Annotated in this window: 23 protein-coding genes and 1 tRNA gene; 4 read left to right on the top strand and 20 right to left on the bottom strand. The window is 70.6% G+C overall.

The genetic code is table 11. The features are described from left to right. Positions 1 to 11: 11 nt before the first annotated feature. The 9 genes from JQS43_RS03615 to JQS43_RS03575 form a co-directional block, all read right to left on the bottom strand. A complete protein-coding gene (locus tag JQS43_RS03615; RefSeq protein WP_239677633.1) occupies positions 12 to 1,457 on the bottom strand; it encodes an ATP-binding protein in 1,446 nt (481 codons plus the stop codon). A gap of 495 nt (positions 1,458 to 1,952) precedes the next feature. After that, entirely contained in the window at positions 1,953 to 3,242 is a 1,290-nt protein-coding gene (locus JQS43_RS03610) for a sulfate adenylyltransferase subunit 1 (protein WP_239677632.1), read from the bottom strand. Then, the gene (cysD, locus tag JQS43_RS03605) at positions 3,242 to 4,147 is read right to left on the bottom strand and encodes a sulfate adenylyltransferase subunit CysD (RefSeq protein WP_239677631.1); all 906 of its coding nucleotides are present in this window, start codon (positions 4,145 to 4,147) and stop codon (positions 3,242 to 3,244) included. The genes JQS43_RS03610 and cysD overlap by 1 nt, the downstream gene beginning before the upstream one ends. Then, on the bottom strand, positions 4,144 to 4,929 hold the full coding sequence (locus JQS43_RS03600) for a 3'(2'),5'-bisphosphate nucleotidase CysQ (RefSeq protein WP_239677630.1): 786 nt from the start codon (positions 4,927 to 4,929) through the stop codon (positions 4,144 to 4,146). Before JQS43_RS03600 ends, cysD begins: the two co-directional genes overlap by 4 nt. A gap of 128 nt (positions 4,930 to 5,057) precedes the next feature. Further along, a complete protein-coding gene (pth, locus tag JQS43_RS03595; protein ID WP_239679299.1) occupies positions 5,058 to 5,624 on the bottom strand; it encodes an aminoacyl-tRNA hydrolase in 567 nt (188 codons plus the stop codon). Positions 5,625 to 5,746: 122 nt separating this feature from the next. Next, positions 5,747 to 6,388 (bottom strand): 50S ribosomal protein L25/general stress protein Ctc, encoded by a 642-nt coding sequence (locus tag JQS43_RS03590; RefSeq protein ID WP_239677629.1) that lies wholly within the window; start codon positions 6,386 to 6,388, stop codon positions 5,747 to 5,749. 80 nt (positions 6,389 to 6,468) lie between these two features. Then, entirely contained in the window at positions 6,469 to 7,449 is a 981-nt protein-coding gene (locus JQS43_RS03585) for a ribose-phosphate diphosphokinase (protein WP_239677628.1), read from the bottom strand. 91 nt (positions 7,450 to 7,540) lie between these two features. Then, positions 7,541 to 9,010 (bottom strand): bifunctional UDP-N-acetylglucosamine diphosphorylase/glucosamine-1-phosphate N-acetyltransferase GlmU, encoded by a 1,470-nt coding sequence (glmU, locus tag JQS43_RS03580; RefSeq protein ID WP_275581012.1) that lies wholly within the window; start codon positions 9,008 to 9,010, stop codon positions 7,541 to 7,543. Between the two features lie 62 nt (positions 9,011 to 9,072). Then, positions 9,073 to 9,144, bottom strand: a tRNA-Gln gene (locus tag JQS43_RS03575). A 206-nt stretch (positions 9,145 to 9,350) separates the two neighbouring features. Here JQS43_RS03575 and JQS43_RS03570 point away from each other — a divergent pair. Both JQS43_RS03570 and JQS43_RS03565 read left to right on the top strand, forming a co-directional pair. Beyond that, entirely contained in the window at positions 9,351 to 10,319 is a 969-nt protein-coding gene (locus tag JQS43_RS03570) for an acyl-CoA desaturase (RefSeq protein ID WP_239677627.1), read from the top strand. Positions 10,320 to 10,384: 65 nt separating this feature from the next. After that, a complete protein-coding gene (locus JQS43_RS03565) occupies positions 10,385 to 10,987 on the top strand; it encodes a TetR/AcrR family transcriptional regulator (protein WP_239679297.1) in 603 nt (200 codons plus the stop codon). Here the strand turns inward: JQS43_RS03565 and JQS43_RS03560 are convergent. Both JQS43_RS03560 and JQS43_RS03555 read right to left on the bottom strand, forming a co-directional pair. After that, positions 10,968 to 11,570 (bottom strand): DUF4383 domain-containing protein, encoded by a 603-nt coding sequence (locus tag JQS43_RS03560; RefSeq protein ID WP_239677626.1) that lies wholly within the window; start codon positions 11,568 to 11,570, stop codon positions 10,968 to 10,970. The two genes, JQS43_RS03565 and JQS43_RS03560, sit on opposite strands and share 20 nt — an antisense overlap. A 52-nt stretch (positions 11,571 to 11,622) precedes the next feature. Beyond that, positions 11,623 to 12,168 (bottom strand): DUF4383 domain-containing protein, encoded by a 546-nt coding sequence (locus tag JQS43_RS03555; RefSeq protein WP_239677625.1) that lies wholly within the window; start codon positions 12,166 to 12,168, stop codon positions 11,623 to 11,625. A gap of 155 nt (positions 12,169 to 12,323) precedes the next feature. Here JQS43_RS03555 and JQS43_RS03550 point away from each other — a divergent pair, with 155 nt between their 5' ends. Continuing rightward, complete coding sequence (locus JQS43_RS03550) at positions 12,324 to 15,380, top strand: helix-turn-helix transcriptional regulator (protein WP_239677624.1); 3,057 nt, start codon at positions 12,324 to 12,326, stop codon at positions 15,378 to 15,380. A gap of 37 nt (positions 15,381 to 15,417) precedes the next feature. Here JQS43_RS03550 and JQS43_RS03545 read toward each other — a convergent pair whose 3' ends face one another. The 8 genes from JQS43_RS03545 to JQS43_RS03510 form a co-directional block, all read right to left on the bottom strand. Then, positions 15,418 to 16,365, bottom strand: a complete 948-nt coding sequence (locus tag JQS43_RS03545; protein WP_239679296.1) for a 4-(cytidine 5'-diphospho)-2-C-methyl-D-erythritol kinase — start codon at positions 16,363 to 16,365, stop codon at positions 15,418 to 15,420. 8 nt (positions 16,366 to 16,373) lie between these two features. Beyond that, on the bottom strand, positions 16,374 to 17,237 hold the full coding sequence (gene rsmA, locus JQS43_RS03540; protein ID WP_239677623.1) for a 16S rRNA (adenine(1518)-N(6)/adenine(1519)-N(6))-dimethyltransferase RsmA: 864 nt from the start codon (positions 17,235 to 17,237) through the stop codon (positions 16,374 to 16,376). Further along, positions 17,234 to 18,115, bottom strand: coding sequence for a TatD family hydrolase (locus tag JQS43_RS03535; RefSeq protein ID WP_239677622.1), 882 nt, complete (start codon positions 18,113 to 18,115; stop codon positions 17,234 to 17,236). The genes rsmA and JQS43_RS03535 overlap by 4 nt, the downstream gene beginning before the upstream one ends. Then, complete coding sequence (locus JQS43_RS03530; RefSeq protein ID WP_239677621.1) at positions 18,093 to 18,944, bottom strand: ESX secretion-associated protein EspG; 852 nt, start codon at positions 18,942 to 18,944, stop codon at positions 18,093 to 18,095. Before JQS43_RS03530 ends, JQS43_RS03535 begins: the two co-directional genes overlap by 23 nt. Beyond that, positions 18,941 to 19,423, bottom strand: coding sequence for a hypothetical protein (locus tag JQS43_RS03525; protein ID WP_239677620.1), 483 nt, complete (start codon positions 19,421 to 19,423; stop codon positions 18,941 to 18,943). The genes JQS43_RS03530 and JQS43_RS03525 overlap by 4 nt, the downstream gene beginning before the upstream one ends. An 18-nt stretch (positions 19,424 to 19,441) precedes the next feature. Then, on the bottom strand, positions 19,442 to 20,677 hold the full coding sequence (locus tag JQS43_RS03520) for a hypothetical protein (RefSeq protein WP_239677619.1): 1,236 nt from the start codon (positions 20,675 to 20,677) through the stop codon (positions 19,442 to 19,444). Between the two features lie 32 nt (positions 20,678 to 20,709). After that, a complete protein-coding gene (locus tag JQS43_RS03515) occupies positions 20,710 to 21,060 on the bottom strand; it encodes a hypothetical protein (RefSeq protein ID WP_239677618.1) in 351 nt (116 codons plus the stop codon). A gap of 83 nt (positions 21,061 to 21,143) precedes the next feature. After that, entirely contained in the window at positions 21,144 to 21,488 is a 345-nt protein-coding gene (locus tag JQS43_RS03510) for a hypothetical protein (protein WP_239677617.1), read from the bottom strand. Positions 21,489 to 21,795: 307 nt separating this feature from the next. Here JQS43_RS03510 and lanKC point away from each other — a divergent pair, with 307 nt between their 5' ends. Continuing rightward, entirely contained in the window at positions 21,796 to 24,384 is a 2,589-nt protein-coding gene (gene lanKC / locus JQS43_RS03505) for a class III lanthionine synthetase LanKC (RefSeq protein ID WP_239677616.1), read from the top strand. A gap of 188 nt (positions 24,385 to 24,572) precedes the next feature. Here lanKC and metG read toward each other — a convergent pair whose 3' ends face one another. Beyond that, the gene (gene metG, locus JQS43_RS03500) at positions 24,573 to 26,366 is read right to left on the bottom strand and encodes a methionine--tRNA ligase (protein WP_239677615.1); all 1,794 of its coding nucleotides are present in this window, start codon (positions 26,364 to 26,366) and stop codon (positions 24,573 to 24,575) included. Positions 26,367 to 26,387 lie beyond the last annotated feature (21 nt).

The following is a 26,387-nucleotide window of genomic DNA, read 5'->3' as shown; positions in this document are numbered from 1 at the left end:
TCTCGTGGGGGTCACGCCACAGGATAGGCGGCCAGCAGCTCCGCGGCGCCGACCACCGGGACTCCTGCCACGCTCGCGCCGGTCCGGGAAACCACCAGCAGCGGCGTCTGCTCATCGGCGCCCGGCAACTGTCGCCGGTGCGCCACCAACCTGCCCAGGTCACGCGCGTCGAACGGGCGCTGCTCCTGCCACTTCACCGAACCCACGAACGAGACCGTCCCCGCCACCGGGCCACGGTCGGCGCCCACCAGGTCGATCTCCGGATCACCGCTGCGGGTCCAGTAACCACCCACCACCCCGGTGTCGGCGGGCAGCAGCTCCGGCAACCGCAGCAGCGACTCCCGGATGACCGGTTCGATCGCCCGGCCACGCCACGCCGCCCACGAATTCAGCATCCGTGCCAAGGTCAGGTCACCACGCCCCCGCTCGATCTCCGGCGCGTAGGGCCCGAGGAAGGCGAGCCAGAACCGCAGGTACGGGTCGGCGACGGCGTAACGGGTCTCCCGTGATGGCCGAGTCGACAGCGGCGTGGTCGTTGCCACCACCCGCTTCGCTGTCAGTAGGTCGAGCGCCCGGCTCAACGACGCTTGCGGGAGCCCACCGGCGGCCCGGCCGATCGAGGTGAAGCTACGCTCGCCCGCCCCGATCGCCGCCAGCACCGACCGTGCCTGCGACTCGACCGGAAACTCCGCCGCCACTGCCCGCTCCCCGCTCACCAGCAACGCCGACGTCGGATCCGCCACCACCTCCGACAGATACTCCGGGACCGTGGCGCCGGCGGGCCAATCGTCCAGGATCAGTGGCAGGCCGCCGGAGACCAGGTAAGCGTCGAACGCCTCGGCCGGCGGCAGGCCCAGCAGGGTGGCGACATCTCCGGGGTTCAGCGGCGGCACCACCAGCTCGGTCGCCCGCTGGTGGAACGGGCGACCGTACTCGTTGAGCGCCTCCATCATGGCCAGATCCGACCCGATCCCGATGAGCAGCACCGGGCGCCGCGACAAAGCCCGGTCGAAGACCTTCTGCAAGGTTCCTTCCAGGCCGGGATCGTTGGCGATCAGGTAGGGAAGCTCGTCGAGGACCACGATGCTCGGTCCGTCCACGGGCAGCACCGAGGCGAGCAGCTGCAGCGCCGCGTCCCAGGTCTGCGGCGCCTGCCCAGCCAGCTCCGCAGCCCCCGGCAAATCACTGGCCTCGAGCGCCGCCTGAAACAGCCCCAGGTCGGCGCCGAGCGACGGGGCCGCGGAGGCGGTGAAGTAGAGGTGAGGAACGCCGGCCCGGGCCACAAACTCCTCCACCAGCCGGGACTTCCCGACCCGGCGGCGGCCGCGCATGAGCAGCGCCCGGCCGGGCCGGCCGGCGCGGCCGCCGCCGACCACTCGGCCGAGCATCCGGTCCAGGGCGGCGAGTTCCCGCTGCCGGCCGACGAAGCCATCCATCCACACCCCCGAGGAAGACACCCAGGATTGGAACCCTCAAAGTTGGAACACTCACAGATGAGTGTATCCGGCCCGCTTGATTCAGGTGGTGGTGCAACGAGCGAGACGTTCTGCTGCGACTAGATGGGGTGGGGTGTGGACGACGCCCGGGCCGCCACTCGCCCTACCGGGCGAGTTGAGCGGCGCCCCTGCCCAACCCCGACATGGTTGGGTAGGGAGGGATCTTGCGCACGGAAAAGTCGGATATTCCGGTATACAAGATCCCTCTCCACCCAACCATGTCGGAAATGCCGTGGTCTCGCGGCCGCCCGGCGGCCAGGTTGGTCGGGTGAGCGGATCTGCCCGCCGATCTTGCAGCCCGACAGCCCGGCCGATGGCGTATGCGCAAGCAAAGCAAACGCACCCGCAGCACCACCTGAGCTGCGGCGACGCCTGATGATCAAGTGACCCGATCTAGCCAGCGGAGTCGCGTCCGCCACCAAGAAGGACATGCTCGCCCGGCGCAGACCAGTTTCGTCAGAGGATCATCGCGGCGCCGACGGTCCGGTTGGTGGCCTCGTCGACGATGATGAAGCCGCCGGTGGTGCGGTTACGGCGGTACTCGTCGGCGAGCAGCGGAACCGTGGTACGCAGCCGGACCCGGCCGATCTCGTTGAGCCGCAGCGCGTCGGCCTCGTCGTCGCGGTGCAGGGTGTTGACGTCGAGCCGGTACTGCAGGTCCCGGACCACCGCCCGGGCCGCCCGGGTGGTGTGCTTGATCGCGTACTTCCCGCCCACGGCCAGCGGCTTACTCTCATCCATCCAGCACACCATCGCGTCGATGTCCTGGGTGACCGTCGGCGCGTTGTGTGGCCGGCAGATCATGTCGCCGCGGGAGACGTCGAGCTCGTCGGCGAGCCGGACCGTCACCGCCATCGGCGGGTACGCCTCGGCGACCGGCCCGTCCGGGGTGTCGATCTCGGCGATCGTGGTGGTGAACCCGGAGGGCAGCACCATCACCTCGTCGCCGGGCTTGAGCACCCCGCTCGCGACCTGGCCGGCGTAGCCACGGTAGTCGCGCACCGCGCTCGACTGGGGTCGGATCACATACTGCACCGGGAACCGCACGTCGACCAGGTTGCGGTCGGAGGCGAAGTGCACATGCTCCAGGTGGTGCAGCAGCGATGGGCCGTCATACCAGGGCATGTGCTCCGACCGGCTGACGATGTTGTCGCCGTGCAGAGCCGAGATCGGAACCACCGACAGGTCCGGCGCGTCCAGCTTCGCGGCGAACGCGGTGAACTCGTCGGAGATCCGTTCAAAGACCTCCTGCGACCAGTCGACCAGATCCATCTTGTTGACGCAGAGCACCAGGTGCGGCACCCGCAGCAGCGAGCACAGGAACGCGTGCCGACGTGACTGCTCCACCAAGCCCTTACGCGCGTCGACCAGGATCAGCGCCAGGTCGGCGGTGGACGCCCCGGTGACCATGTTTCGGGTGTACTGGATGTGCCCGGGGGTGTCGGCGATGATGAACTTCCGCCGAGGAGTGGCGAAGTAGCGGTACGCCACGTCGATGGTGATGCCCTGCTCCCGCTCCGCCCGCAGGCCGTCGGTGAGCAGCGCCAGGTTGGTGTACTCGTCGCCGCGGGCGGCGCTGACCGCCTCCACCGCCGCCAACTGGTCGGTGAAGAGGGTCTTGGTGTCGTAGAGCAGGCGGCCGATCAACGTCGACTTGCCGTCGTCGACGCTGCCGGCGGTGGCAAACCGCAGCAGGTCCATCGCCCGCAGTTGCTCGCTCTCTGGCTCGCTGCGCACCGCAGTCATCAGAAGTACCCTTCCCGCTTCCGGTCCTCCATAGCCGCCTCGCTGACCCGGTCATCGCCGCGGGTGGCGCCGCGTTCGGTGATCCGGGTCGCCGCCACCTCCTCGATGACCTTCACCACCGTGTCCGCCTCCGACCGCACCGCGGCGGTGCAGGAGGCGTCCCCGACGGTGCGGTAGCGCACCCGTTCCAGCCGTGGGGTCTCGCCCTCGCGCGGGGCGAAGAATTCGTTTACCGCGTAGAGCATCCCGTCGCGCTCCACCACTTCCCGGTCGTGCGCGAAGTAGATCGTGGGCAGCGGGATCTCTTCCCGCGCCAGGTAGTGCCAGACATCCAACTCGGTCCAGTTGGAGAGCGGGAACACCCGGATCGACTCGCCGGGGTGCCGCTTGCCGTTGTAGAGCGACCACAGCTCGGGGCGTTGATTCTTCGGGTCCCACTGGCCGAACTCGTCACGGAACGAGAAGACCCGCTCTTTGGCCCGGGCCTTCTCCTCGTCGCGCCGGGCACCCCCGAAGAGCGCGTCGAACCGGTACTTCTCCACCGCCGAGAGCAACACCGGGGTCTGGATCCGGTTGCGGGAGCCGTCTGCGGGCTCATGCACCAGCCCCGCCTCCAGCGCCTCGGGCACGCTCGCCACGATCAGCTGCAGACCCAGGGTCGCCACCTGCTCGTCCCGATATTTGAGAACCTCGGGGAAGTTGTGGCCGGTGTCCACGTGCATCACCGGGAACGGGATGGCGCCGGGGGCGAACGCCCGCTGCGCCAGGCGCAGCATCACCACCGAGTCCTTGCCGCCGGAGAAGAGCAGCACCGGCCGCTCCAGCTCCGCGGCGACCTCCCGCATGATAAAGATGCTCTCCGCTTCGAGCGCATCCAGATGCGAGACCTGATACCGGGCGCTCATGTCTCCTCCGCTCGTCTAGCTACCGCCGCCAACAACTCACCGGCCAGATCCCGCCGGCAGACCAACAGGTCCGGCAGCCGCGGGTCGGGCTGGTTGTATTCCAGGGTAGAGCCGTCGATCCGGGATGTGTGCAGACCAGTGGCGCGCGCCACCGCGACCGGCGCCGCTGAGTCCCATTCGTACTGTCCGCCGGCGTGCAGATAGGCGTCGACCTCACCGGCGATCACCGCCGCGATCTTCGCCCCGGCCGACCCCAGCGGCACCAGTTCACCACCGAGCTCCTCGGCGATGGCCGCGACGAACGCCGGTGGCCGGGTCCGGCTCACCGCGATCCGCAGCCGGGGCCGGCCCCCCTCGACCACCGGGTCGGCCAGCGGAGGATACGCCGGCGGATGATCGGTGGAGAAGAGCCGGTGCTGCGCGGGCAGGGCTACCGCGCCAGCCTGCAATCCCACATTGCGGGACCAGAGCGCCACGTGAACCGCCCAGTCGACCCGGCCCGGCTCGCTGAACTCGCGGGTCCCGTCGAGCGGGTCCACGATCCACACCCGCTCAGCGGTGAGCCGCCGGGGATCGTCCACCCCCTCTTCCGAGAGCACCGCGTCGCCGGCCCGCCACTGACTGAGCGCGGAGACGAGCACGTCATGCGCCCGCTTGTCGCCAGCATCACGCAGCCGCGCCGGATCATCATGGCCGAACTCGGCCCGCAGCGCGAGCAGCTCGTCCCCGGCGCGCGCCGCCAGCCAGCGAGCGAACGCACCGTCGCCAACCGGAGGGGTCACTCGCGGTCCTCCTGACCTTGCTCAGGGTGTGTCAGGCCTGAGACACACGGGCGACAGCGTACGCAAGATAGTCGGCGAATCCAAGCAGAGCGACCGGTACCCGACACGCGCCTTCACCACATCGAGTATCAGTGGTAATGATTCTGGGCGGGTTCGAGGCCCTTGGTGATGATCGACTCAGCGAAGTCGGCCGACCGGTCCACGAGATAGTCGAGATCTTTGCGCTCTGCCGCGGAGAAGTCAGACAACACCCAGTCTGCTGGGTCCTGCCGACCAGGCGGCCGGCCCACCCCGAAGCGCAGCCGCAGATAATCCTTGCTCGCCAACGACTTGGTCAACGACCGTAGCCCGTTGTGCCCGCCCTCGCCGCCGCCCAGCTTGGCCCGCAAGGTGCCGTAGCCCAGGTCGAGATCGTCGTGGATCGCCACGATCCGGGCCGGCGGAATCTTGTAGAAGCGGCTCAGCCCAGCCACCGGGCCGCCGGAGAGATTCATGTAGGTCATCGGCTTGACCAGCACCAACCGGGGTCCGCCGAGCCCGAGGCGCCCCTCGGCGACCTCCGCCACCACGCGTTTGGGTCGGCTGAACCGGGCCCCGATCCGCTCCGCGAGCAGGTCGGCGACGAGGAAGCCGACATTGTGCCGATGGCGGGCGTACTTCGGGCCCGGATTACCGAGCCCGACCACCAGCCACACGTCGTCCGCGTCGGCGGCGGACTGCTCCTGCGGACGGCCGGCAGGGCCGGACCGGTCGGCCGTCGCCGACCGGCCCCCGGCAGGTTCGGTGCGCCCGGTCACGGCGCCCACCAGCCGTCGGATCAAGACTCGGCGGAGCCGGCCGACTCGCCCTCGCCGCCCGGCTCGCCCGCCTCGGCCTCAGCCTCCGCCGCGGTCTCGCCCTCCATCTCGGCCGCGGTCGGCGAGCCGGTGATCATCACGATCAGCGCCTCCGGGTCCGCGGCGAGCTCCGAGCCCACGGGCAGCGTCACATCGCCGGCGTTGACCCGCTCGCCGACGTCGAGCCCCTCGATCGAGACATCCAGCTGGTCAGGCAGGCGGGTGGCGTCGGCGATGATCGCGATCGTGTCCTGCTCCTGCATCACCAGGGTGCCGCGGGCCGGCTCACCCACCAGGTGCACCGGGATCTCCACGGTGAGCTTCTCGCCCCGCCGGACCAGCAGCAGGTCGGCGTGCTCGTAGGTGTTCTTCAGCGGGTCCCGCTGGATCGCCTTGGGCAGCGCGGTGGCCTTGGTCCCGTCTGGGAAGGTCAGGGTCAGCACGTTGGTCATGCCGCCATAGCGGATCGCGCTGGCGAACTCCAGCGACGGCAGGGACAGGTGCTTGGGCGCTTCGCCGTGCCCGTACAACACCGCAGGGGTCTTGCCGGCGCGGCGGGTGCGCCGAGCGCCGCCCTTGCCGAACTCGGTACGGATCTCGGCGTTGATCTCGGAAACGGACACGACTCAGCTCCGGTTTGGTTCGGGGGTTCTGTTCGTCATCGCCACCGTCGACACGGCAACCGGTAAATCCTACCCGGTGGTCAGCTCATGCCTCCGAAGAGGGTCGTCACCGAGCCATCCTCGAAGACTTCCCGGATGGCGTGGGCGAGCAACGGCGCGATCGAGATCACCGTCAGCTTGTCGAGCTGCTTCTCCGGCGTAAGCGGCAGCGAGTTGGTGACCACGACCTCACTGATCCGGCTATTTTTCAGCCGCTCGACGGCCGGGTCGGGCAGCACCGGATGGGTCACGACCACGATCACCTCGGCGGCGCCCGCCGCGAAGAGCAGGTCGGCGGCCTTGCAGACGGTGCCGCCGGTCTGGATCTCGTCGTCGACCACGACACAGACCCGACCCGCGACCTCACCGACCACCCGGTTCGCCACCACCTGGCCGGGAGTCGTGACATCGCGGGTCTTGTGGATGAAGGCCAGCGGGCAGCCGCCCAGCCGGTCGGTCCACCGCTCCGCCACCCGGACCCGACCGGAGTCGGGCGCCACCACCGTCAACGGCTGGCCCGAGTAGGTCCGTTCGACGTACTCCGCCAGCAGCGGCAGCGCCAGCAGGTGATCGACCGGCCCGTCGAAGAACCCCTGGATCTGCGCGGTGTGCAGGTCAACGGTGAGGATCCGGTTGGCGCCGGCGGTCTTCAGCAGGTCAGCGATCAGCCGGGCCGAGATCGGCTCCCGCCCGCGGTGCTTCTTGTCCTGCCTCGAATACGGGTAGTACGGAAGCACCGCGGTGATCCGCTTCGCCGAGCCGCGCTTCAGCGCGTCGATCATGATCAAGGTCTCCATGACCCGCAGGTTCACCGGATCGGTCATCGACTGGACCACGAACGCGTCCGACCCGCGCACCGACTCCTGGTACCGGACGAAGAGCTCGCCGTTGGGGAAGTCATACAGGTCGGTCGGGGTGGGCGCCACTCCGAGCACCTCGCCGATCTCCTCTGCGAGAACCGGGAACGCCCGCCCGGAGAAGAGCATCAAGCTCTTACGATTCGCCGCCACGATGCTCGCCATCGGGTGAGGTCCCCCCAACATAATCAGCCGCCGATGCCGTGCACCAGTATCCCACCCCCGGCTGAACCGGCCAGCGCAGGCTCGGTTTGGGTCAGGACTCGCCGGCCACCTGGTCGGTGGCGGGCGGGGCGGCCTTGCGCGCGGCCTCGGCCGAAGCGGTATCCGGGCGGCGCCGCAGCACCCAGCCGTCGACATTGCGCTGCTGGCCGCGGGCGATCGCCAGGGCCCCCGGCTCCACCCCCAGGGTGACCACACTGCCGGCCGCCACGTACGCGCCGTCCTCGACCGAGACCGGGGCGACCAGGCTGGAGTTGGAGCCGACGAAGGCGGCCACGCCGACCTCGGTGTGGTGCTTGTGCACCCCGTCGTAGTTGACGAAGATCGTGCCGGCGCCGATGTTGGCCGCCGGCCCGATGGTGGCGTCCCCCACATAGCTCAGGTGCGGCACCTTGGCCCCCTCACCCAGCTCAGCCTGCTTCAGCTCAACGAAGGCGCCTACCTTGGCCCGGGCCGCCAGGCGCGCCCCCGGGCGTAGATAGGAGAAGGGCCCGACCTGCGCCCCCGGCCCCACCTCGGCGCCGACCGCGTGCGTGCGCACCACCACCGCGTCCTCGGCCACCAGGCAGTCGGTGAGCGTGCTCTCGGGCCCCACCGTCGCCCGCTCCCCCACCGCGGTGGCGCCGCGCAGCTGGCAGTGAGGTTCGATCACCGCATCCGTGCCCAGGGTGACGGTGACGTCGAGCCAGGTGGTCGCCGGGTCGATGATGGTGACCCCGGCGCGCAGCCACTCCCGGTTGATCCGGTCCCGCAGCTGGGCCCGGGCGGCCGCGAGCTCCGCCCGGTCGTTACAGCCGAGCGCCTCGATCGGGTCCGCCACCTGGTGCACCGCCACCGACGCGCCGCGTTCGAGCAGAATGCCGGCGGCGTCGGTGAGGTACTCCTCACGTTGGGCGTTGTCCCGGCTGAGCTGGCCCAGCACCGTCTGCAACGCCGCCGCGTCGAAGGCGTAACAGCCGACGTTGATCTCCTGGATGGCGCGCTGCGCGGCGCTGGCGTCGCGCTCCTCGACGATGCCGGCGAAGTCGCCCCGGGGACCCCGCCGGATCCGGCCGAGCCCGGTCGGGTCGGGCACCGCCGCGGTGAGCAGCGTGGCCGCCGCCCCGCTCGCCTCGTGGCGCTCGACGAGCTCGGTCAGCGTCTCCGGGCGCAGCAGCGGCAGGTCGCCGTTGAGGACCAGCACCGTGCCGGTGAGCTCGGATTCGGGCAGCGCCGCGAGCGCGGTGCGCACGGCGTGGCCGGTGCCCAGCTGCTCCGACTGCACCACCGGGACCGACTTCGGCGCCACTTCCGCGAGGTGGGCGCTTACCTGGTCGGCGCCGACCCCCACCACAACCAGGGTGCGCTCTGCCGCCAGCGGCTCCGCCGCGGTGAGCACGTGACCCAGCAGCGTCCGCCCGAGCAGCGGATGCAGCACCTTGGGCAGCGTTGAACGCATTCGCTTGCCGTGTCCGGCGGCGAGCACCACGGTGGTACGGGTGGTGCGGTTGTGCGGACTTGTCACGGTCTGCTCCCTCCGGTCAACCGGTTGACGGGGCCCACAGACAGCTGATCGATCCGATGCTGCTCCCGGAAGAGGACTCGAACCCCTACTTCTGGGACCAAAACCCAGCGTCCTGCCAATTAGACCATCCGGGACGGCGCGGCTCGGCCTCACCGCCGCGACTCACACCATATCCGACCGCCGTCACCGGGCTCCGGAAACTCCCCCGGATGCCCGCTGTTGCCGGGAAGCCCGAAGTCGGCTCTTCCCAACTTACGGAGGCGTAGGTTACGGTGACGTAGGCGTAGGAACGTGCTGCGTCGCCGGCTCCGCCGGGACCGCTCAACCGCAAAGGAAGACTATGGCTACTGCCGTCCTGGAACGCCCCGATTCCAGTAAGGGCCCCGAATCTGGCCCGAAGCCACTCACTGAAGGCAAGCAGCCGATCGGCATTCTGATCGCGCTCTGGTTCGTCGTTACGCTCCCATTCGCCGCGCTCATCGTGGCGATCCCGGTCGCCTGGGGCGGCTGGCTCTCGCTGACCGACATCGGGTTGGCGCTCGGTTTCTACCTGATCTCCGGGCTCGGGATCACCATCGGGTTCCACCGGTACCTCACCCACGGGTCGTTCAAGGCGAACCGCCCGCTGCGGATCGCGCTCGCCGCCGCCGGTTCGCTCGCGGTCCAGGGCAACGTCATCCAATGGGTCGCCGACCACCGGCGCCACCACGCCTTCTCCGACGTCGAAGGCGACCCGCACTCACCCTGGCGGTACGGGGCCACCGTGCGCGGGCTCACCAAAGGGCTCTTCCACTCGCATCTGGGCTGGATGTTCCACCGCGAGCTGTCGAACCGGGCCCGGTTCGCCCCCGACCTGGTCGCCGACCGTGACCTGCACAAGCTCGACAAGCTCTTCCCAGCGCTGGTCGCTACCTCGCTGCTGACCCCGGCGCTGCTCGGCGGCCTGATCACCTGGTCCTGGGCGGGCGCGCTCTCCGCCTTCTTCTGGGCCGGGCTGGTCCGGATCGGCCTGCTGCACCACGTCACCTGGTCGATCAACTCGGTCTGCCACGTCTTCGGCGAGCGCCCGTTCATGGTCCGCAACGGTGACAAGGCCGCGAACTTCTGGCCGCTGGCGATTCTGTCGTTCGGCGAGAGCTGGCACAACCTCCACCACGCCGACCCGACCTGCGCTCGGCACGGGGTGCTCCGCGGCCAGATCGACATCAGCGCCCGAGTGATCTGGATGTTCGAGAAGCTGGGCTGGGCCAGCCACGTCCGATGGCCCAAGCAGGAGCGCCTAGCCTCGAAGCTGATCGCGAAGTCTTGAGCACCGCCCTGCACAATGGCCAAGTGGCCGAAGTAACCCCCGAACCGAGTAAGCGCCGGGTGCGGATGTCCGCTACCCAGCGACGCGAACAACTGATCGTCATCGGTCGGGAGCTCTTCGCCGAACGCGGTTTCGACGCCACCTCCGTCGAGGAGGTGGCGTCCCGCGCCAAGGTCTCCAAGCCGGTGGTCTACGAACACTTCGGCGGCAAAGAGGGCCTGTACGCGGTGGTGGTCGACCGGGAGGTCCGGTCGCTGCTCACCCGGGTGGGCAACGGCCTGACCGCCGGGCACCCAAGGGAGCTGCTGGAGCAGGCGGCGCTGGCGCTGCTGGACTACATCGAGGAAGAGACCGACGGCTTCCGGGTGCTGGTCCGGGAGTCGCCGGTGATGTCCAACACCGGTAACTTCTCCTCGGTGCTCAACGACGTCGCCCACCGGGTCGAGCACATCCTGGGCGCCGAGTTCAAGTCCCGGGGCTACGACCCGAAGCTCGCCGAGCTCTACTCGCAGATGCTGGTCGGGATGGTGGGCCTGGTGGGCCGCTGGTGGCTGGACGTTCGCAAGCCACGCAAGGGCACGGTCGCCGCGCACATGGTGAACCTCGCGTGGAACGGCCTGTCGAACCTGGAGGCGAAACCTACCCTGATCACCCGCCGCGCCCGCTGACCCGGCGCCCGGCCCCCTGCTCCTGCCGCTCCGGCTGCTGACTCGGTGACTCCTGCCCGGCACCTCGTGGGGTGCCGGGCGGGGTGCCCGGCTCCTCACCCAGCTCGCGTCGGATCAGCTCCCCGTGGCGTAGCTGCTCTTCGGCGTAGGCCGCATCGTCGGAACCGATCCGGCCGTAGAGCGCCGCGAGCAACAGGATCAGCCCGATCACGAACGACACGATCGAGTTGCGCATCGCATAGTTGAGCAGGTTCAACTCGGTGTAGAGCAGGGTCATCATCGCCAGGCCTGCGACCAGGAAGACGATCCCACCGAAGTAGTTGATGAAGTGGCAGAGGTTGCGGCCGTAGATCGCACCGCCCACCAACACCAGCCCGACCACCGTCGACAACCCGCTGAAGGCAGGGTTGGTGCGCAGCCCGAGCACCCAGGTCTCGCTGCGGTCGAAGACCGGCGCCCCCCAGGTCTCGATCAGCCCAGCCACCCCGAAGGCGAGCACGTACAACCCGGCCAGCCCGGCCAGCACCCGCAGGTACGGTCCGGCTGGGTGATTGATCGGCAGATGGGACTGGACCCGCCACATACCAGGTGGGTACCCGACACCGTCGCGGATCATGCTTACCCACCCGCGGCTGCTACGGGGCGGTGGGGCGCCCCTCGTTCACCGCGCCGGTCGCCACCGGCTCGGTGCCCGCGTCCTGCGCCGGGATCGCTGGCGCGTCGCCACCCGCCGGGGCCGGCACATCCGGCCGGACGCTGGTGTCGCTCGCCGGCCCGACCTTGCCGTAGAGGCCAGCCGCGATCAGCCCGACCCCCACCAGGTACGCCATGCTGGTGGTGACGCTGGAGAAGTTGAAGACGTTCCCCTCGGTGGCGACCAGCGCCATCATCGCGGTCCCGATCACCAGGAAGCCGCCGCCCAGCCAGAAGTTGGCCATGCGGTCCAGGTTGCGCCCGATCACTGAGGTGAGCAGGATCACTACACCAGCCACGAGGCAGACCACCGAAAATCCGCCATTCGTGGGGATGCCGAGCGCACTCCAATCGCCCCGACCCAGCCAGTCCTCCCCCTGCGTCTGGACGAGGCCGACCACACCGAAGGTCACCAGCCAGCCAGCGATCACGATGGCGACACCGCGGTACAAGGGGCGCAACGGATGATTGACGGGAATGTGTGACATCAGGGGTCTCCAGGGGCCAAGGTCGCTCGGGGGCGGCGCCGGTCAGTGCGCACTACCGAATTGTCCCGCACCCCGATCACTGCGCTGCGCCACCCCCGTACCCGTAGGATTCCACCCAGCGATCACCGCTGAAAGACAGCGTGAGGAGGGCGACGTTGCCCGGACTCGCCACCGGAACGCCAGAACCGACCACCCCCGGCTTCGCCGCACCCGCGCTGGTGGGGCGGGAAGCGGAGGTCGCCGCGCTGCTCCGGACCCTGACCGAACCCGCGCTGGTCCTCGTTGAGGGCGAAGCCGGGATCGGCAAGAGCCGGTTGCTGCGCGAGTTCGCCGCCGCCAGCGGCGACCGGCGGCTGCTGTGGTGTGCCTGCCCACCCCACCCGGAGCCGCTGCTGCTGGCGCCGCTGGTCGACGCCCTCCAGCGGCACCGGGCCGAGGTCCCCGACCTGCCGCTCAGCGCGCTCGCCGGTGCGCTGCGGCCGCTCTTCCCCCGGTGGGCCGACCGGCTGCCGCCGCCGCCCGAGCCGCTGCCCGACCTGAAAGCGACCCGCCACCGGCTCTTCCGGGCCCTGGCGGAGCTGCTCGGGCAGCTCAGCTTCCAAGCGATCGTGGTAGAGGACGTGCACTGGGCTGACGTCGCCACCCTCGAGTTCCTGCTGTTCCTCGCCGGTCGGGCCGCCACCGCCCACCGGCTCACCGGCACCGGCGGAACACCCGGCCCTCCCGGCCAGGCCGCCAGCCTGATCGTCAGCTACCGGCCCGCCGACGTTCCGCCCGACTCGCTGCTGCTGCGGCTCTCGTCCCGACCCTCGGCCGGCAACCGGCAGCTGCGGATACCCGTGCCCGCGCTGGACACCGCCGGCACCGCCCGGCTCGCGTCGTCGATGCTGCCCGGCGAGCCGATCTCGGAGGATCTCGCGGACTTCCTCCACCAGCACACCGAGGGCGTACCGCTGGCGGTGGAGGAGTCGGTGCGGCTGCTGCGCGACCGGGGCGACCTGGTGCGCCGCGGCGGCGAATGGGTGCGGCAACGGCTGCCCGAGCTCACCGTCCCGCCGACCATCCGGGACACGGTGCTGGCCAGGATCCCCCGCCTGTCGGCCTCGGCCCAGCAGGTGCTGGCCGCAGCCGCCGTGCTAGCGGCCCCGGCCACCGAGGCGGTGATCGCCCGCGTCGCGGCGGCCGACACCCAGCCGGACCCCGACGCCCAATCAGACCCCGACGCATGGTTCGACCAGGTCCGGCGCGGTCTCGGTGAGGCCATAGCCGGCGGCCTGCTCCGGGAAGAGGGCGACCAACGCAGCAGCTTCCGGCACGTGCTGATGGGCCAGGCGGTCTACGAATCATTACCGGCGGCCCGGCGGCGCGCCCTGCACCTGGCCGCCGGTACCGCGCTCGCCGAAGCGGGCACCGCCCCGCCCGCGGCCCTGGCCCGACACTTCAAACAAGCCCGGCAGCCCGCACGCTGGATGCGCTACGCCGAACTAGCCGCCGACCAGGCCGGCGAATCGGGCGACTACGACGCCGCGGTAGCGCTGCTCCTCGACGCCCTCGCCGCACCTAACCGCAGCATCGACGACCAGGTCAGGCTCGGCCGCCGCCTCGCGCTCGCCGCCAGCTACCGCCGCGAAGCCGTGGACGAGCTGCATCAGCGGGCGGTCGAGACGCTGCGCCGGCTGCTGGCGGACACCACGCTCTCCCCGACCGAGGACGCCGAACTGCGCAGCGGCTTCGGCCGGCTGCTGGCCCAGCTAGGCGAGTTCGGCCCGGCCCGGGCCGAGATCGGGCGGGCGGTCAGCCAGCTCGATCACCACCCGGTCGAGGCCGCCCGCGCGATGCGCTTCCTCGGATTGCCCTTCGTCGGCGACGAACCCGCCACCGTCCACCGCCGGTGGTTGCAGCGGGCAGCAGGCGTGGACCTGGCCCGGCTGCCCGCCGCCGAGCGGCTCGCGTTGACCGTCGACCGCGCCGCCGGGCTGCTGCAGCTGGGCGACCCAGCCGGCTGGGCGGTCGCCGACGAACTACCCGCCACCGTGCTGGGGGCGGCCGGCCGCACCGCCGAGGAGCGGCGGCAGGTCGCCCGCGGCTACCTCAACATCGGCGCCGCCGCCATCCTGTGGGGGCGCTACCGGCACGCCGAACAGCTCCTCAACCAGGCCGCCGAACTCGCCGACGCCGACCGCTACCTGCGGCTCGGGCCGCTGATCCGGATCTCCCAGGCACAGTTGGAGTGGTACACCGGCCAGTGGGCAGGGCTCACCGAGCACGTGACCACCGCCGCCGACCCCAGCTCCGACGAGCCGCTAGCGCTGCTCGGCGCGGTCCGAGTCGGCCTGTGGCACCTCGCCCAAGGCAGCCACCGGCGAGCCGAGGCGGCGCTACGCCAAGCGCTCGCCGAGGTCGCCCGGATCGGCACGGTCGACGATGGTCTCGAACCGGCCGCCGCGCTCGGCCGGCTCGCGTTGTCGCGGGGCCAGGTCGACGATGCGTTGGCGTATACCGAGCGTCCGATGGCGACGGTGGCCGGCAAGGGCATCTGGATCTGGGCTACCGAACTCGCCCCGGTACGCGTCGCCGCACTGCTCGCCGCCGGGCGACTATCCGAGGCCGAGGAGCTCGTCAACGCGTACCAGCGGGGGATGCGCCGCTGCCCGGCGCCGGCCGGGCGGGCGGCGCTGGCGACCTGCCGGGCGCTGCTGGCCGCGGCCACCGGCCCGGCTCCGGCGGCGGCCGGCCGGTTCGCGGTCGCGGCGCGTGCCTGGGAAGAACTCCCCCGCCCGTACGAGGCGCTGTTGGCGCGCGAACAGCAGGCCGTCGCCGAGCTGGCCGGCGACCGCCAGGCTGCCGCGCTGACCCGGCTCGGCACCACCTTCCAGGCGCTGTCCGAGCTGGGCGCCCGGGGCGACGCCGAGCGGGTCGGTGAGCTGCTGCGGGCCCACGGGGTGGACGCCCGCCGGGAGTGGCGCCGCGGTCGGCGCGGCTACGGCGACCGGCTTTCGCCGCGGGAGCTAGATGTGGTGCGGCTGGTCGCCACCGGCGCCACCAACCGGGAGGTCGCCGCCGCGCTGTCCCGATCCCCGAAGACGGTCGCCGGGCAGCTCAGCTCCGCGATGCGGAAACTCGGTGTCACCTCCCGGACCGAGTTGGCGGTCGACACGGTCCGCAACCGGCTGTTACCCGACCCCCCGGTCCCGGATCAGGCCGAGCCCTGAGGTACGACCTGAGCCGGCGCGCGCGAGCGCCGGCCACTCAGTGCTGCACCCGGGCGCCCGGCACCGGCCCGTGACAGGTCCGCACCGCCCGGCATACCTCCGCACCGGTCAACGCCGCCGCCACCTCGGCGGCGTGTTCGGCGTGCCGGGCGAGGAAGACACAGGTCGGGCCCGAGCCAGAGATCAACCCGGCCAACGCCCCGGCCGCCTCCCCCGCGGCGAGCACCGCCGACAGCTCCGGCCGCAGCGACCGGGCCGCCGCCGCCAGGTCGTTGCCGAGCGCCGCACCGAGCACTTCCGGGTCCCGCTGCCGCAGCGCCGCCAACAGCCCCGCCGGCTCCGGCAATGGCGCCGGCGCCGCGTCCGCCGCCCGCAACCGGTCCAGCTCCTGGTAAACCTCGGGGGTGGCCAGGCCACCATCGTGGAACCCCACCACCCAGTGCCACACCCCCGGCCGGGCCAGCACCGGACTCACCTGCTCACCCCGGCCGATCCCGAGCGCCGTGCCGCCGTAGATCAGGAACGGCACGTCGGCGCCGAGCCCGGCCGCCAACCCGGCCAGCTCCTCCCGCGACAACCCGAGGTCCCACAGCGCGTCGCAGGCCACCAGGGTGGCCGCGGCGTCGGCGCTGCCGCCGGCCAAGCCACCCGCCAGCGGGATCTGTTTGCGCAGGTGCAGCCGCGCGTGGGCCGGCACGTCGGCGTGCTCCGCCAGCGCCCGGGCCGCCCGCAGCACCAGGTTCGAATCGTCCAGGGCCAGCTCACCGGCGCCCTCACCGGCCATAGTGAGGGCCAACGTGTCCCCCGGCCGGGCCGTCACCTCGTCGAAGAGCGAGATCGCATGGTAGACGGTCTGGAGTTCGTGATAGTTGTCGGGCCGAACCTCGCCCACCCCGAGGTGCAGGTTCACCTTCGCGGGAACCCGGACCCGCACCGCGCCGGTGCCGGCCGGCTTCGGCTGGTCATACTCGTCGTCTGCCCACAACGGCCTGGTCACTGGGTCGTCCCCTCGGCGGCGGTAGTGGCCGCGGCGGCGATCGCCGCGAACTGCTCTATGGTGAGCGACTCGGCCCGCGCCTGCGCAGGCACCCCCGCGATGTCGAGCAGCGCCTCCGCCCGCGCGGCGCCGCCGGCCCAGCCCGCCAGCGCCGTTCGCAGCATCTTGCGCCGCTGCCCGAACGCAGCGTCGACCACCGCGAAGACCGCCGTCCGGGCCGGACCGGCCGGGGGCTCCCGCCGGGCAAAGGCCACCAGCCCGGAGTCGACGTTCGGCGCCGGCCAGAAGACTGTCCGGGGCACCCGGCCCGCCGGCCGCGCCTGCGCATACCAGGCGAGCTTCGCCGACGGCACCCCATACACCCGGGAACCCGGACCGGCGGTCAACCGGTCCGCCACCTCCTGCTGCACCATCACCAGGCCGTGCCGCAGTGTCGGCACCACCGCCAGCAGATGCAGCACCACCGGCACCGCCACGTTGTACGGCAGGTTCGCCACCAGCGCGGTCGGGGCCGGTTCCGGCAGCTCGGACAGCGTCAACGCGTCCGCCAGGTGGCCGGTGAACCGGTCAGCGTACTCCGGGGCCCAGCCGTGCACCGTCTCCGGCAGGGCGGCGGCCAGCACCGGGTCGACCTCCACCGTGTGGACGTGGCGACAGGCCGGAAGCAACCCCAGCGTCAACGAACCCAAACCCGGACCGACCTCCAGTACCACATCGGCCGGATCCAACCCGGCGGCGGTGACGATCCGCCGGATGGTGTTGGCGTCGACCACGAAGTTCTGCCCCCGCTGCTTGGTCGGCCGCACCCCCAGCCGGTCCGCGAGCTCCCGCAGCTGCGCCGGGCCCAACAACCCGGTCACGCCCCGCCCCAGCCACCGAAGACCCACTCCCCGGTGTCGCTGATCGCCCTACACAACGGGGCCAGCTCCACTCCCCGCGCCTCGGCCAACCCGCGGACGGTCACCGGGATCAGATACGGCCCGTTCCGGCGCCCTCGGTACGGGTGCGGAGTGAGGTACGGCGCATCGGTCTCCACCAGCAACCGGTCCGGCGGGCAACGACGCGCCGCCTCCCGCAGCGACCTGGCGTTACGGAAGGTCACGGTGCCGGCGAAGCTGAGCACGAACCCGCGCCGGAGACACTCGTCGGCGAACTCAGCGTCGCCCGAGAAGCAGTGCATCACCACCCGGTCGGGGGCGCCCTCGTCGTCGAGCACCCGCAGCACCTCGGCGTGCGCCTCCCGATCGTGAATGATCAAGGCTTTGCCGAACCGCTTCGCGATCGCGATATGGCCCCGGAAGCTGGCCTCCTGCGCCGCAGCCCCCTCCGGGCCGGTCCGGAACGTGTCCAGGCCGGTCTCCCCGACCCCCCGCACCCGCGGTGCCGCGGCCAGCCGCTCCACCTCCCGCAGCGCCTCGTCGAGCCCGTCGCCGAGCCGGGGCGCTTCGTTCGGGTGCACCCCGACCGTGGCGAGCACCTGCGGGTGCTCGGCGGCGAGCTGGCTGGCCCACCGGGACGACGGCAAGTCGACGCCGACCTGGACCACCCGGTCCACCCCCACCGCGGCGGCGGCGGCGAGCTGCGCCGCCGGATCGCCGCCACCGGCGTCGCTCACCAGGTCCAGGTGGGTGTGGCTGTCCACCACCGGCAACGGCAACGGCTCCGGGGCCGGCGGCGCCTCGTGCTCGCCCCGCCCCGCCGCCCGCTGCCGCCGTTCATCCGCGTCCGCTCCACTCACCCTGCCATGATTCCAGGCCGCCGCCCGCAGCAGCGGAGCCAGCCCGGGCGGGCTCCGATTCGGGCGCCGCAAGCTCGTCGTCCTGCGGGAGCAGACCGATGATCTCCTGCCAGACCACGGTCGGGGTGGTCGCCGAAAGGGTGACCGCACCGGGGCCCGTTGTCACCCGCCACAGGCCGACCTGCGCGTCGACTACCTGCAGCGACCGTTCACCTACCGCGCCGGGCGCCGGCCGCCAGCGCACCGCCACCTCCCACCGCCGCCTTAGGCTCGTCACCAGCCGCCGGGCCGCATCGGCCGCCGCCGGGCCGGCCTCGGCCGCGGCATCGACAAACCGCAGCATCGCCTGCTCCCGCTCAGCCCTGCCGTTGACCGTGGTGACCAGCTCCTCCCACACATCCGCCGGCACGGCGAAGAACAGCTCCGGCGGTCGCGGTCGCGGCCCGAACTCGGTCTCGGTGGCGACCAGCTCTGGCAAGAGCGTCACTGGTTGTGTCCGAAACTCCCGGAGACCGTCGTCGTCGTCCCGAAGCACCGCCATCGCGTCCCGGCCCAACCAGCCAGCCACGTGCCGGGTGCGCAGTACATCCGTCTCCGGGGTGTCGACTCGCAACGTGAGCCGGCACACGGGCACGGCCACCGCGTCAAGCCCGTACGCCAGAGAAGGATGCGGTATGCAGCCGCGCACCACACCGCTGTCACGTAGCTCGGCAAGGTGATGCCCGTCCAGCTGCTCGGTGGAGTCTTGACGAACCAGGTCCCTAAGAACTGCGAAGCTTACATCGTCTAGCCGTAGCCGCCCATTGACCGGGTCAAATGAGACTGTCACGAAACCTCCTGCGGAAGCCGGAACTCGTAAACCATCGCGGCGAATATCTCGCGATAGGCGGGATATTCCAATGTGCCTACCGAGGCGGTCAGCGCGAAGCAGTGCTCCTCACCAATGTAGATCCATTGTTCGAACGTCACCGCTCCTGCCTCCGCCGCATGATGACCGAGGGTCCGGAGCAGTGGGCACCCCCGCAGCCGACTCTCCTCCTGATCAAGCAGACGAAACCGCGTAAGCGCCCGATGCAGCCCTTCGATGTTCGCCGCGTGCCGCGCGGCAACCGTCACCTCTGGCCCGAGCTGGTCGACGGTGACAATCAGGTTCGCCCGGAACCGCCAGGGCGGATCAGGTGGTGCCGCCACGATCAGCGGCACTTCCGCAGTATCTACTGCGCGCTCCCATTCGCGGGGGACGGGCACCGAGAAACCCGCCCGCGGGTGTTTGTATTGGACCATCTCCTCGGCCTTCGCTGCATGCACAGTTGCGTCCCCTCTCATCTAGCGCCCCGCCAACCAGTTCGTCACGTCGTCGCGTACCTGCGTCGGGTCCGCCTCGGGCGTCCCGCTGCTGCCGGGAACCGCCCACCGGCCAAGGTTGCTCAGCTCGGTAAGGTTGCCGGCGGCGGCACCGACGTATGCGGCGGCACCGTCCCTGACACCGCCTGAGGAGCCGGGCGCCGAACCGGCCGCGTGGTCGATGACATAATCGAGGCTGTCGATCGCACGGTCGGACGCCCAACCACCCGCGATGCCGCCGAGCGTGCTCCCGACCACCGAGCCAACTACCACCCCTTTCGGGCCAAGGCCGGCGCCCGCCGCGGCGCCGAGCAGCCCACCCGCGGCGGCGAAGCCAGCCGTCATCCCACCGGCGATACCGGCGCGCGCTACCCGGTATTCGGTGGTGTATCCGGTGTTCCGATCGTCGTACCACTGGAATCCGGCGGCGGCCCCGCCGGCGGTGACCAAGCTCAAGCGGGAGGCCCAGGTCGCCATCTGCCGCATCCGCTGACCATGGCCGCTCTCTCGGAGGGCGGTCGTTACCAGCCGCGCCGCCCCTTTGGCATCCGGAACACCGCCAGCCCAGCGTCCGTCCACGTACCGTTGTGCCCAGATCAGGTAATGCCGCGTCCACCACCTGTGATGCGCCCATCTGCCGCCGAAGAAGAGCTCCGACATGATCCACGGCATCGCCGGACCGATGTTCCGGGTGAACCAGTCCATTCCATCAAAGAACCGTTTCGCCACCGACAGGTTCGCCTCGGTGGGGCCGTCGGCGAGCATGGCGGCGGCCTGGTCCTCGCCGTCGAGGATGTGCGTGTTGTACGCCTCCCACCACTGCTCACGCGCCTTGGCGAGCGCATCCAGGCGGGCCTGCTCGATCTCGTCGTCATCCGGGTCGTCACCGGTCACCCCGTAGCGAGGCCCCTGGCTCTCGTACCGTTCGACAATTTTGTCCACTTCAGAGTTGAAGGTCTCCACCTTGCCGGCCCAGAACTCGGTCACCACCGCCGCCCACGCCAGGGACGTGCTGGCCTGGTCGGCGCCGGCCCGCAGCGGCTGCGGCGCCCCCTGCGCCTCGCCCGCACCGAGCCCCTGCCAGTCGTCGATCACCGGCTGATATGCGTGGGTGGTCAGCGACACGTTGTCGCCGGCCTGCGAGGCGTCGGCGAGCAGGCCGGAGCTGGCCGCGTGCAGCTCGCCGACGTCCGCCTGGTGCTTCTCAAAGGGTTCCATGACGACAGGTCCTCCGCTTCCCTCGGCGGCGGTCAGCCGAAGTTGATCTGCCGCGCCAGCACCGAGGCCTGCGACACCAGGTTCCCGACCTGGCCGCCGAGCACCCCTGAGCTGTCGCCGTCCGCCTGGTCCACGGCGCTCGCCGCACTAGCCGCGTTGCCACCCAGCGCGCTCGCCCGTACCGCCTGGTTCTGCAGGCACGGCCGTAGCTGGGCCAGGTAGCTGTCGAAGGCGGAGCTGAGTTTGCCCGATCGGCAGCCGCCACCCGCGTTGCGCAGCATGGTTTCGCTGTGCTGCGCCCAACCAGACCAGTCCCCAGCGGTCATGGCGGTACGGCTCCCGGCCGCACCGACCACCCCCGGCAGCACGCTCAAGAACGACATGGTGACACCCCCTCGTCTCGCATTGACGAGGACGACGCTAACCACCGGCGATTCAGAATCCGCATAGTCGGGGTTTATCCAGGTCACGGCGCCGGAACCCGCCAGGCGCGGATCACCTCCTGGTCGATCTGGTTCCCCTCGACGTCACTCGCGACCACCCGGATCGACCCGAACCCAGAGTGATCCAACGGCGGAGTAGGCAGGTTGGTGTGGAAGCTGCCTTCGCCCGACGGCTGCACCGACTGTGGCGACCAGCTCCCACCGTCGTCATAGGAGATCCACAGCTGCGCCGCCGCCACCGAGCCGACGGTCAGCGCGGCGTCGGCGGCCCCCGGCGCCCCCACCGCCGGACCGATCAGCGTGGCGGTGAGCGCCAACGACAGGAGGAGAGCCAGTGGCGTACGCCAGCCGGCGATATGGGGTCGCATGTGGAACTCCCAACTCAGGAGAGTAGGCGGGTGTGAGCTGCGGCCTCCCGCTGGCGCACCTGCGCGCCCCGACGTCAGCGGATCCCCGGACGCTCCCGCGACACCACCGACGTGGCATCTAGGGATCTAAATCTAGTTCATGGCCCGAAATCGGTCAACCCGGACACGGGGCGGCGCTCGGAGGTGACACCTTGCCTAAGGTGGGCGCAGCGGAATAGGATGACTCCGGAGAGTTCCGAATAGGTGGGACGGGGGCGCCTTTCCATCCTGGGAGGTCCCTCGTGCATTCCCGACCACGGCGCTCATCGTGGATTTGACCACGGTCTCATATACCTTGGCCGATCCTGACTACTACGAACCCCGCCACCGACACCAGGACAACAGCCGACCGCTGCGCCCCAGCAGCCCGCCGGTTGGCTGGCGGAGCAGCCGGCACGACGTCTGGCTGAGCTGGGAGCCGCCCTCCGGTCCGCCGCTGCCGGCGCAGGGATGGAAGATCCACGTCTCGGCCACGCTCCCCGGCGCCTCCCGAGTCCTCGACAGCGTGACCGCCGCCTGTGCTACCGCCACCGTCTCGTTCAAGCACCTGGCCAGCGAGTTCGCGTTTCTACTCATGGGACACAAGCACGGCGTCCGGTCCCAGGCCGGAAAGTTCTGCACCCTCTACCCAGCAACTGAGTCCGCGGCCCGGCAGCTGTTGACAGAGCTCGCCGGGGCGCTGGTCGACGAACCGGGCCCGTATATCCTCAGCGACCGACGGTTCGGCGACTCCCGCACAGTGCACTACCGGTACGGAGCCTTCCAGGCCCGGACCCGAGTCACGCTCGATGGTCGCGCGGTGCCACTGCTCACCAACGGCTCCGGCCAATGGGTGGAGGACCTCCGCAGCCACCAGTTCATGCTGCCCGAGGGAGTCACCGACCCGTTCCTCGCCAAAGCCCCGGCACCGGCGCAGACCGACGGCGGCGTGATGATCGGTGGCTACCGGGCGACCGCCGCGCTGGCACAGAGCAACGCCGGCGGGGCTTACCGAGCCGTAGCCGCCAGCGGCCGGCCCGTCTTCCTGAAAGAGGCCCGGGCGCACACCGGCTTCCACTGGGACGGCAGCACCGCGTCGCAGCGGCTCCACCGCGAGCACCGGGTGCTCGGCGACCTCCACACCCGCGCCCCCGGCCTGGCTCCGGAGCCGATCGAACTGTTCCGGGAGTGGGAGCATGACTTTCTCGTCACCGAACTGGTGCCGGGTAGCTCACTGTTCGGCTACGCCGCCCGCCGCAACCCGTACCTGCAGGAGGGCAGCCCGGCCGAGTTCGAGTCGTACTTCCACGCCTGTCTCGACTACCTCGCCCAGCTGAACCGGGCGCTACAGCGGCTGCACGAGCTCGGCTACCGGTTCGGCGACGTCAACCCGCGCAACGTCCTGATCACCGACGACGGCCAGGTACGCCTGATCGACTTCGAGTCGTGCAACCGACTGGACCAGCCGCCGATCGACCTCGGCGCACCCGGCTACCTGCCGCCCGACCCCCACGCCAGGGCAGGAACCGGGGCCGACGACTACGGTCTGAGCGCGGTTGCGCTGACCATGCTGGCACCAGTACACCAGCAGCTGGTCCGCAACCCGGCCGCCGTGGCCCACCTGGCAGCCCACCTGAACCGGCGACACCCGGTGCCCCCGTCGCTCTGGCAGCTCGCCACCCGGCACCTTCCCACCCCCGGTGGCAACGCCGGCGGCGCCCCGGTCACACCCGCCCCGGTAGAGCTCGCCGCCGACCCGATTCGCCACCTACGTCGACTGCGGGACGCGATCGGACGCGAACTGGTCGCCACCGCAGCGCCCGACGACCCGGACCGGATCTGGCCGACCGTCCCCGAGGGGTACACCACCAACACCTGGAACCTCGCGCACGGGGCCGCCGGCGTCCTCCACGCTCTGCACCACGCCGGGCTACCCGCCGACCCGCGTAGCGTCGCCCGGTTCCGGTCCGAAGCGCTTGCCCGGCGGGCAGAGTTCCCACCGGGGCTCCACTACGGCCTCGCCGGGATCGCCGCCGTGCTGGGCGAGTATGGCCAGCTCGACGAGGCACTCACCCTAGTGGAGGCCGCCCGCACGCACCACCTCACCCGTACCGCCGGCTCGTGGAGCGGCGGCAGCGCCGGGGTCGGAACCGCACTGTTGACGCTGCATGCCCGAACCGGCGAGGCCGCGCTGCTGGCTCAGGCCGTCGAATTGGGCGACCAGCTGGTCATGGCGGAAGCGGCTGAACTCCTCGGGCCGGACAACCCCACCGGACTCCTCAACGGACGTTCGGGCATGGCGCTCTTCCTGCACCAGCTTTGGCGCGCCACCGATGCGAAGCACTACCTCGAAGTCGGACGCCAGCTACTCGTGGACGAACTCGGTCGCGGGGTCGAGATCCGCGGCCATCTCATGTTCCCCGACGACGACGCCACCCCACGCATGATGCCCTACCTTGGGATCGGCTCGGCCGGGGTGGCCCTGGTGCTGACCCGCTACCGCCACGCCGACGACACCGACGAGCGACTCGCCACCGCCAGCGCGGCTGTGCTGGCCGGCGCACACCAGCCGGTTACCGTCGAGTCCGGACTCTACCTTGGACTGGCCGGTCTCGTCTTCGCCCACGCCGAACACGCCGACCTCGCGGGCGCCAGCGACCCTTCGGCGGGGGCGACCGCGCAGCGGCTGGCCGCCGGACTGGTCGCCTATGCCGCCCCCGGCCCCGCCGGACGTAGCCGGGTACTCGGCTCCGGTCGACTGCGATTCAGCTGCGACCTAGGTACGGGCGCAGCCGGCGTACTGCTGGCGCTCCACCGGATCCTGGCCGGTCCGACCGGCCAGCTGTTCATTTCGACAACAACTAGGGAGGTGAACTGATGAACAACGTGCTCGCGCTCCAACAACTTCCGGCCGAGCCGGAAGAACCAGCGGGCCCGCATACCGGCCCGAGCTACCCGTGGAGTGTCTACAGCATCCCAATACCGGGTAACCCCACCCGCATCTGCGAAGACTGACCGGCCTCCCCGGCGCCGGTCCCGCAAGGCCGGCGCCGGCTGGGCGGCGGGTTACTGATCGCCGGCCAGCCGGGCCAGCTCCTCGTCGACGATGCCCGCATCCAGCTTCTTGAAGACCGGCTTCGGGGGCGCCAACTCGCGACCGGGCGGCAGCGACTGGGGAGCCCACGAAGCGCCGGTCTGGTAGTCGCCGGCGAGGACCGGATAGCCGGCGCCGCCGTCGAGGTCCTCGACCTCCTGGATCTCCGGCATCGGCGCAAACCGGCCGGCCCCGCCCAGCTGCTCGTACACCTTCTGGGCGGAGTGGGGCAGGAAGGGCGAGAGCATCGCGTTGCAGTCGTTCACCACCTGCAGCGCGACATTGAGCACGGTGCCCATCCGCTGCCGGTCGGTCTCCTTGAGCTTCCAGGGTGCCTGGTCGGAGAGGTACTTGTTGGCCTCGCCCACCACCTGCATCGCCTCGGTGATCGCGGCCTTCTGCCGGTGCCGCTCGATCAGCCCGCCGACCGTGCCGAAACCCTCCCGGGCGGTCGCGAGCAGCCGCTGGTCGGCGTCGGTGAGACCGGCCGCACCGACCTCCGGCACCGAGCCGAAATTTTTCGCCGCCATCGAGATCGACCGGTTGACCAGGTTGCCCCAGCCGGCGACCAGCTCGTCGTTGTTCCGGCGGAGGAACTCCGACCAGGTGAAGTCGGTGTCGTTGTTTTCGGGGCCGGCGACGGCGATGAAGTAGCGCAGCGCGTCCGGGTCGTAGCGGGCCAGGAAGTCGCGGACGTAGATGACTACTCGCCGCGACGAGGAGAACTTCGCCCCCTCCATGGTGAGGAACTCGCTGGAGACCACCTCGGTCGGCAGGTGCAGCTCACCGAACCGGCCCGGCTCGCCGCCGCGGGCGCCCTGGCCGTTGTAGCCGAGCAGCTCCGCCGGCCAGATCTGGGAGTGGAAGGTGATGTTGTCCTTGCCCATGAAGTAGTACTGCCGGGCGGCCGGGTCCGACCACCACCGGCGCCACGCCTCCGGGTCCCCGGAACGGCGGGCCCACTCGATCGACGCCGAAAGATAGCCGATGACCGCGTCGAACCACACGTACAGCCGCTTGTTGGGGTTCTCCCGCCACCCTGGCAGCGGCACCGGCACGCCCCAGTCGATGTCGCGGGTCATCGCCCGTGGCTTCAGGTCGTCGAGCAGGTTCAGCGAGAATTTCAGCACGTTCGGCCGCCAGTCGGCGCGGCCGCGCAGCCAGTCGCCCAACGCCTCCCCCAGCGCGGGCAGATCCAGGAAGAAATGCTCGGTTTCGATGAACTTCGGCACCTCCCCGTTGACCCGGGACCGAGGGTTGATCAGATCGGTCGGATCGAGCTGGTTGCCGCAGTTGTCGCACTGGTCGCCGCGGGCCCCGTCGTAGCCGCAGAGCGGGCAGGTGCCCTCGATGTAGCGGTCGGGCAGCGTCCGCCCGGTGGACGGCGAGATCGCCCCGTGGGTCTTGCGCTCCACCATGTAGCCGTTGCGGTGCAGGGTGGCGAAGAGCTCCTGCGCCACCGCGTAGTGGTTGCCGGTGGTGGTCCGGGTGAACAGGTCGTATGACAGCCCCAGCGCCGCCAGGTCCTCCACGATCACCCGGTTGTACCGGTCGGCCAGCTCCCGGGCGCTGGCGCCCTCCTGCTCGGCCTGCACCAGGATCGGCGTGCCGTGTTCGTCGGTGCCGGAGACCATCAGCACATCGTTACCGGCCATTCGCTGATAGCGAGCGAAGACGTCGGAGGGCACCCCGAAGCCGGAGACGTGACCGATGTGTCGCGGGCCGTTGGCGTACGGCCAGGCGACGGCAGCTAGAACGTGGGCCATGGAGCCCAAGCGTAGTGACTA

This window comes from Natronosporangium hydrolyticum, from assembly GCF_016925615.1.
Lineage (GTDB): Bacteria > Actinomycetota > Actinomycetes > Mycobacteriales > Micromonosporaceae > Natronosporangium > Natronosporangium hydrolyticum.
This window is presented reverse-complemented; position numbering and strand designations above follow the sequence as displayed.

Bases quoted from the DNA above. Each gene is read 5' to 3' on its own strand.
- JQS43_RS03610 (WP_239677632.1), bottom strand. From the start codon at position 3,242: ATGACTGCGGTGCGCAGCGAGCCAGAGAGCGAGCAACTGCGGGCGATG.
- cysD (WP_239677631.1), bottom strand. From the start codon at position 4,147: ATGAGCGCCCGGTATCAGGTCTCGCATCTGGATGCGCTCGAAGCGGAG.
- JQS43_RS03585 (WP_239677628.1), bottom strand. From the start codon at position 7,449: ATGGCGAGCATCGTGGCGGCGAATCGTAAGAGCTTGATGCTCTTCTCC.
- JQS43_RS03570 (WP_239677627.1), top strand. From the start codon at position 9,351: ATGGCTACTGCCGTCCTGGAACGCCCCGATTCCAGTAAGGGCCCCGAA.
- JQS43_RS03565 (WP_239679297.1), top strand. From the start codon at position 10,385: ATGTCCGCTACCCAGCGACGCGAACAACTGATCGTCATCGGTCGGGAG.
- JQS43_RS03560 (WP_239677626.1), bottom strand. From the start codon at position 11,570: ATGTGGCGGGTCCAGTCCCATCTGCCGATCAATCACCCAGCCGGACCG.
- JQS43_RS03555 (WP_239677625.1), bottom strand. From the start codon at position 12,168: ATGTCACACATTCCCGTCAATCATCCGTTGCGCCCCTTGTACCGCGGT.
- JQS43_RS03520 (WP_239677619.1), bottom strand. From the start codon at position 20,677: ATGGAACCCTTTGAGAAGCACCAGGCGGACGTCGGCGAGCTGCACGCG.
- JQS43_RS03515 (WP_239677618.1), bottom strand. From the start codon at position 21,060: ATGTCGTTCTTGAGCGTGCTGCCGGGGGTGGTCGGTGCGGCCGGGAGC.
- JQS43_RS03510 (WP_239677617.1), bottom strand. From the start codon at position 21,488: ATGCGACCCCATATCGCCGGCTGGCGTACGCCACTGGCTCTCCTCCTG.
- metG (WP_239677615.1), bottom strand. From the start codon at position 26,366: ATGGCCCACGTTCTAGCTGCCGTCGCCTGGCCGTACGCCAACGGCCCG.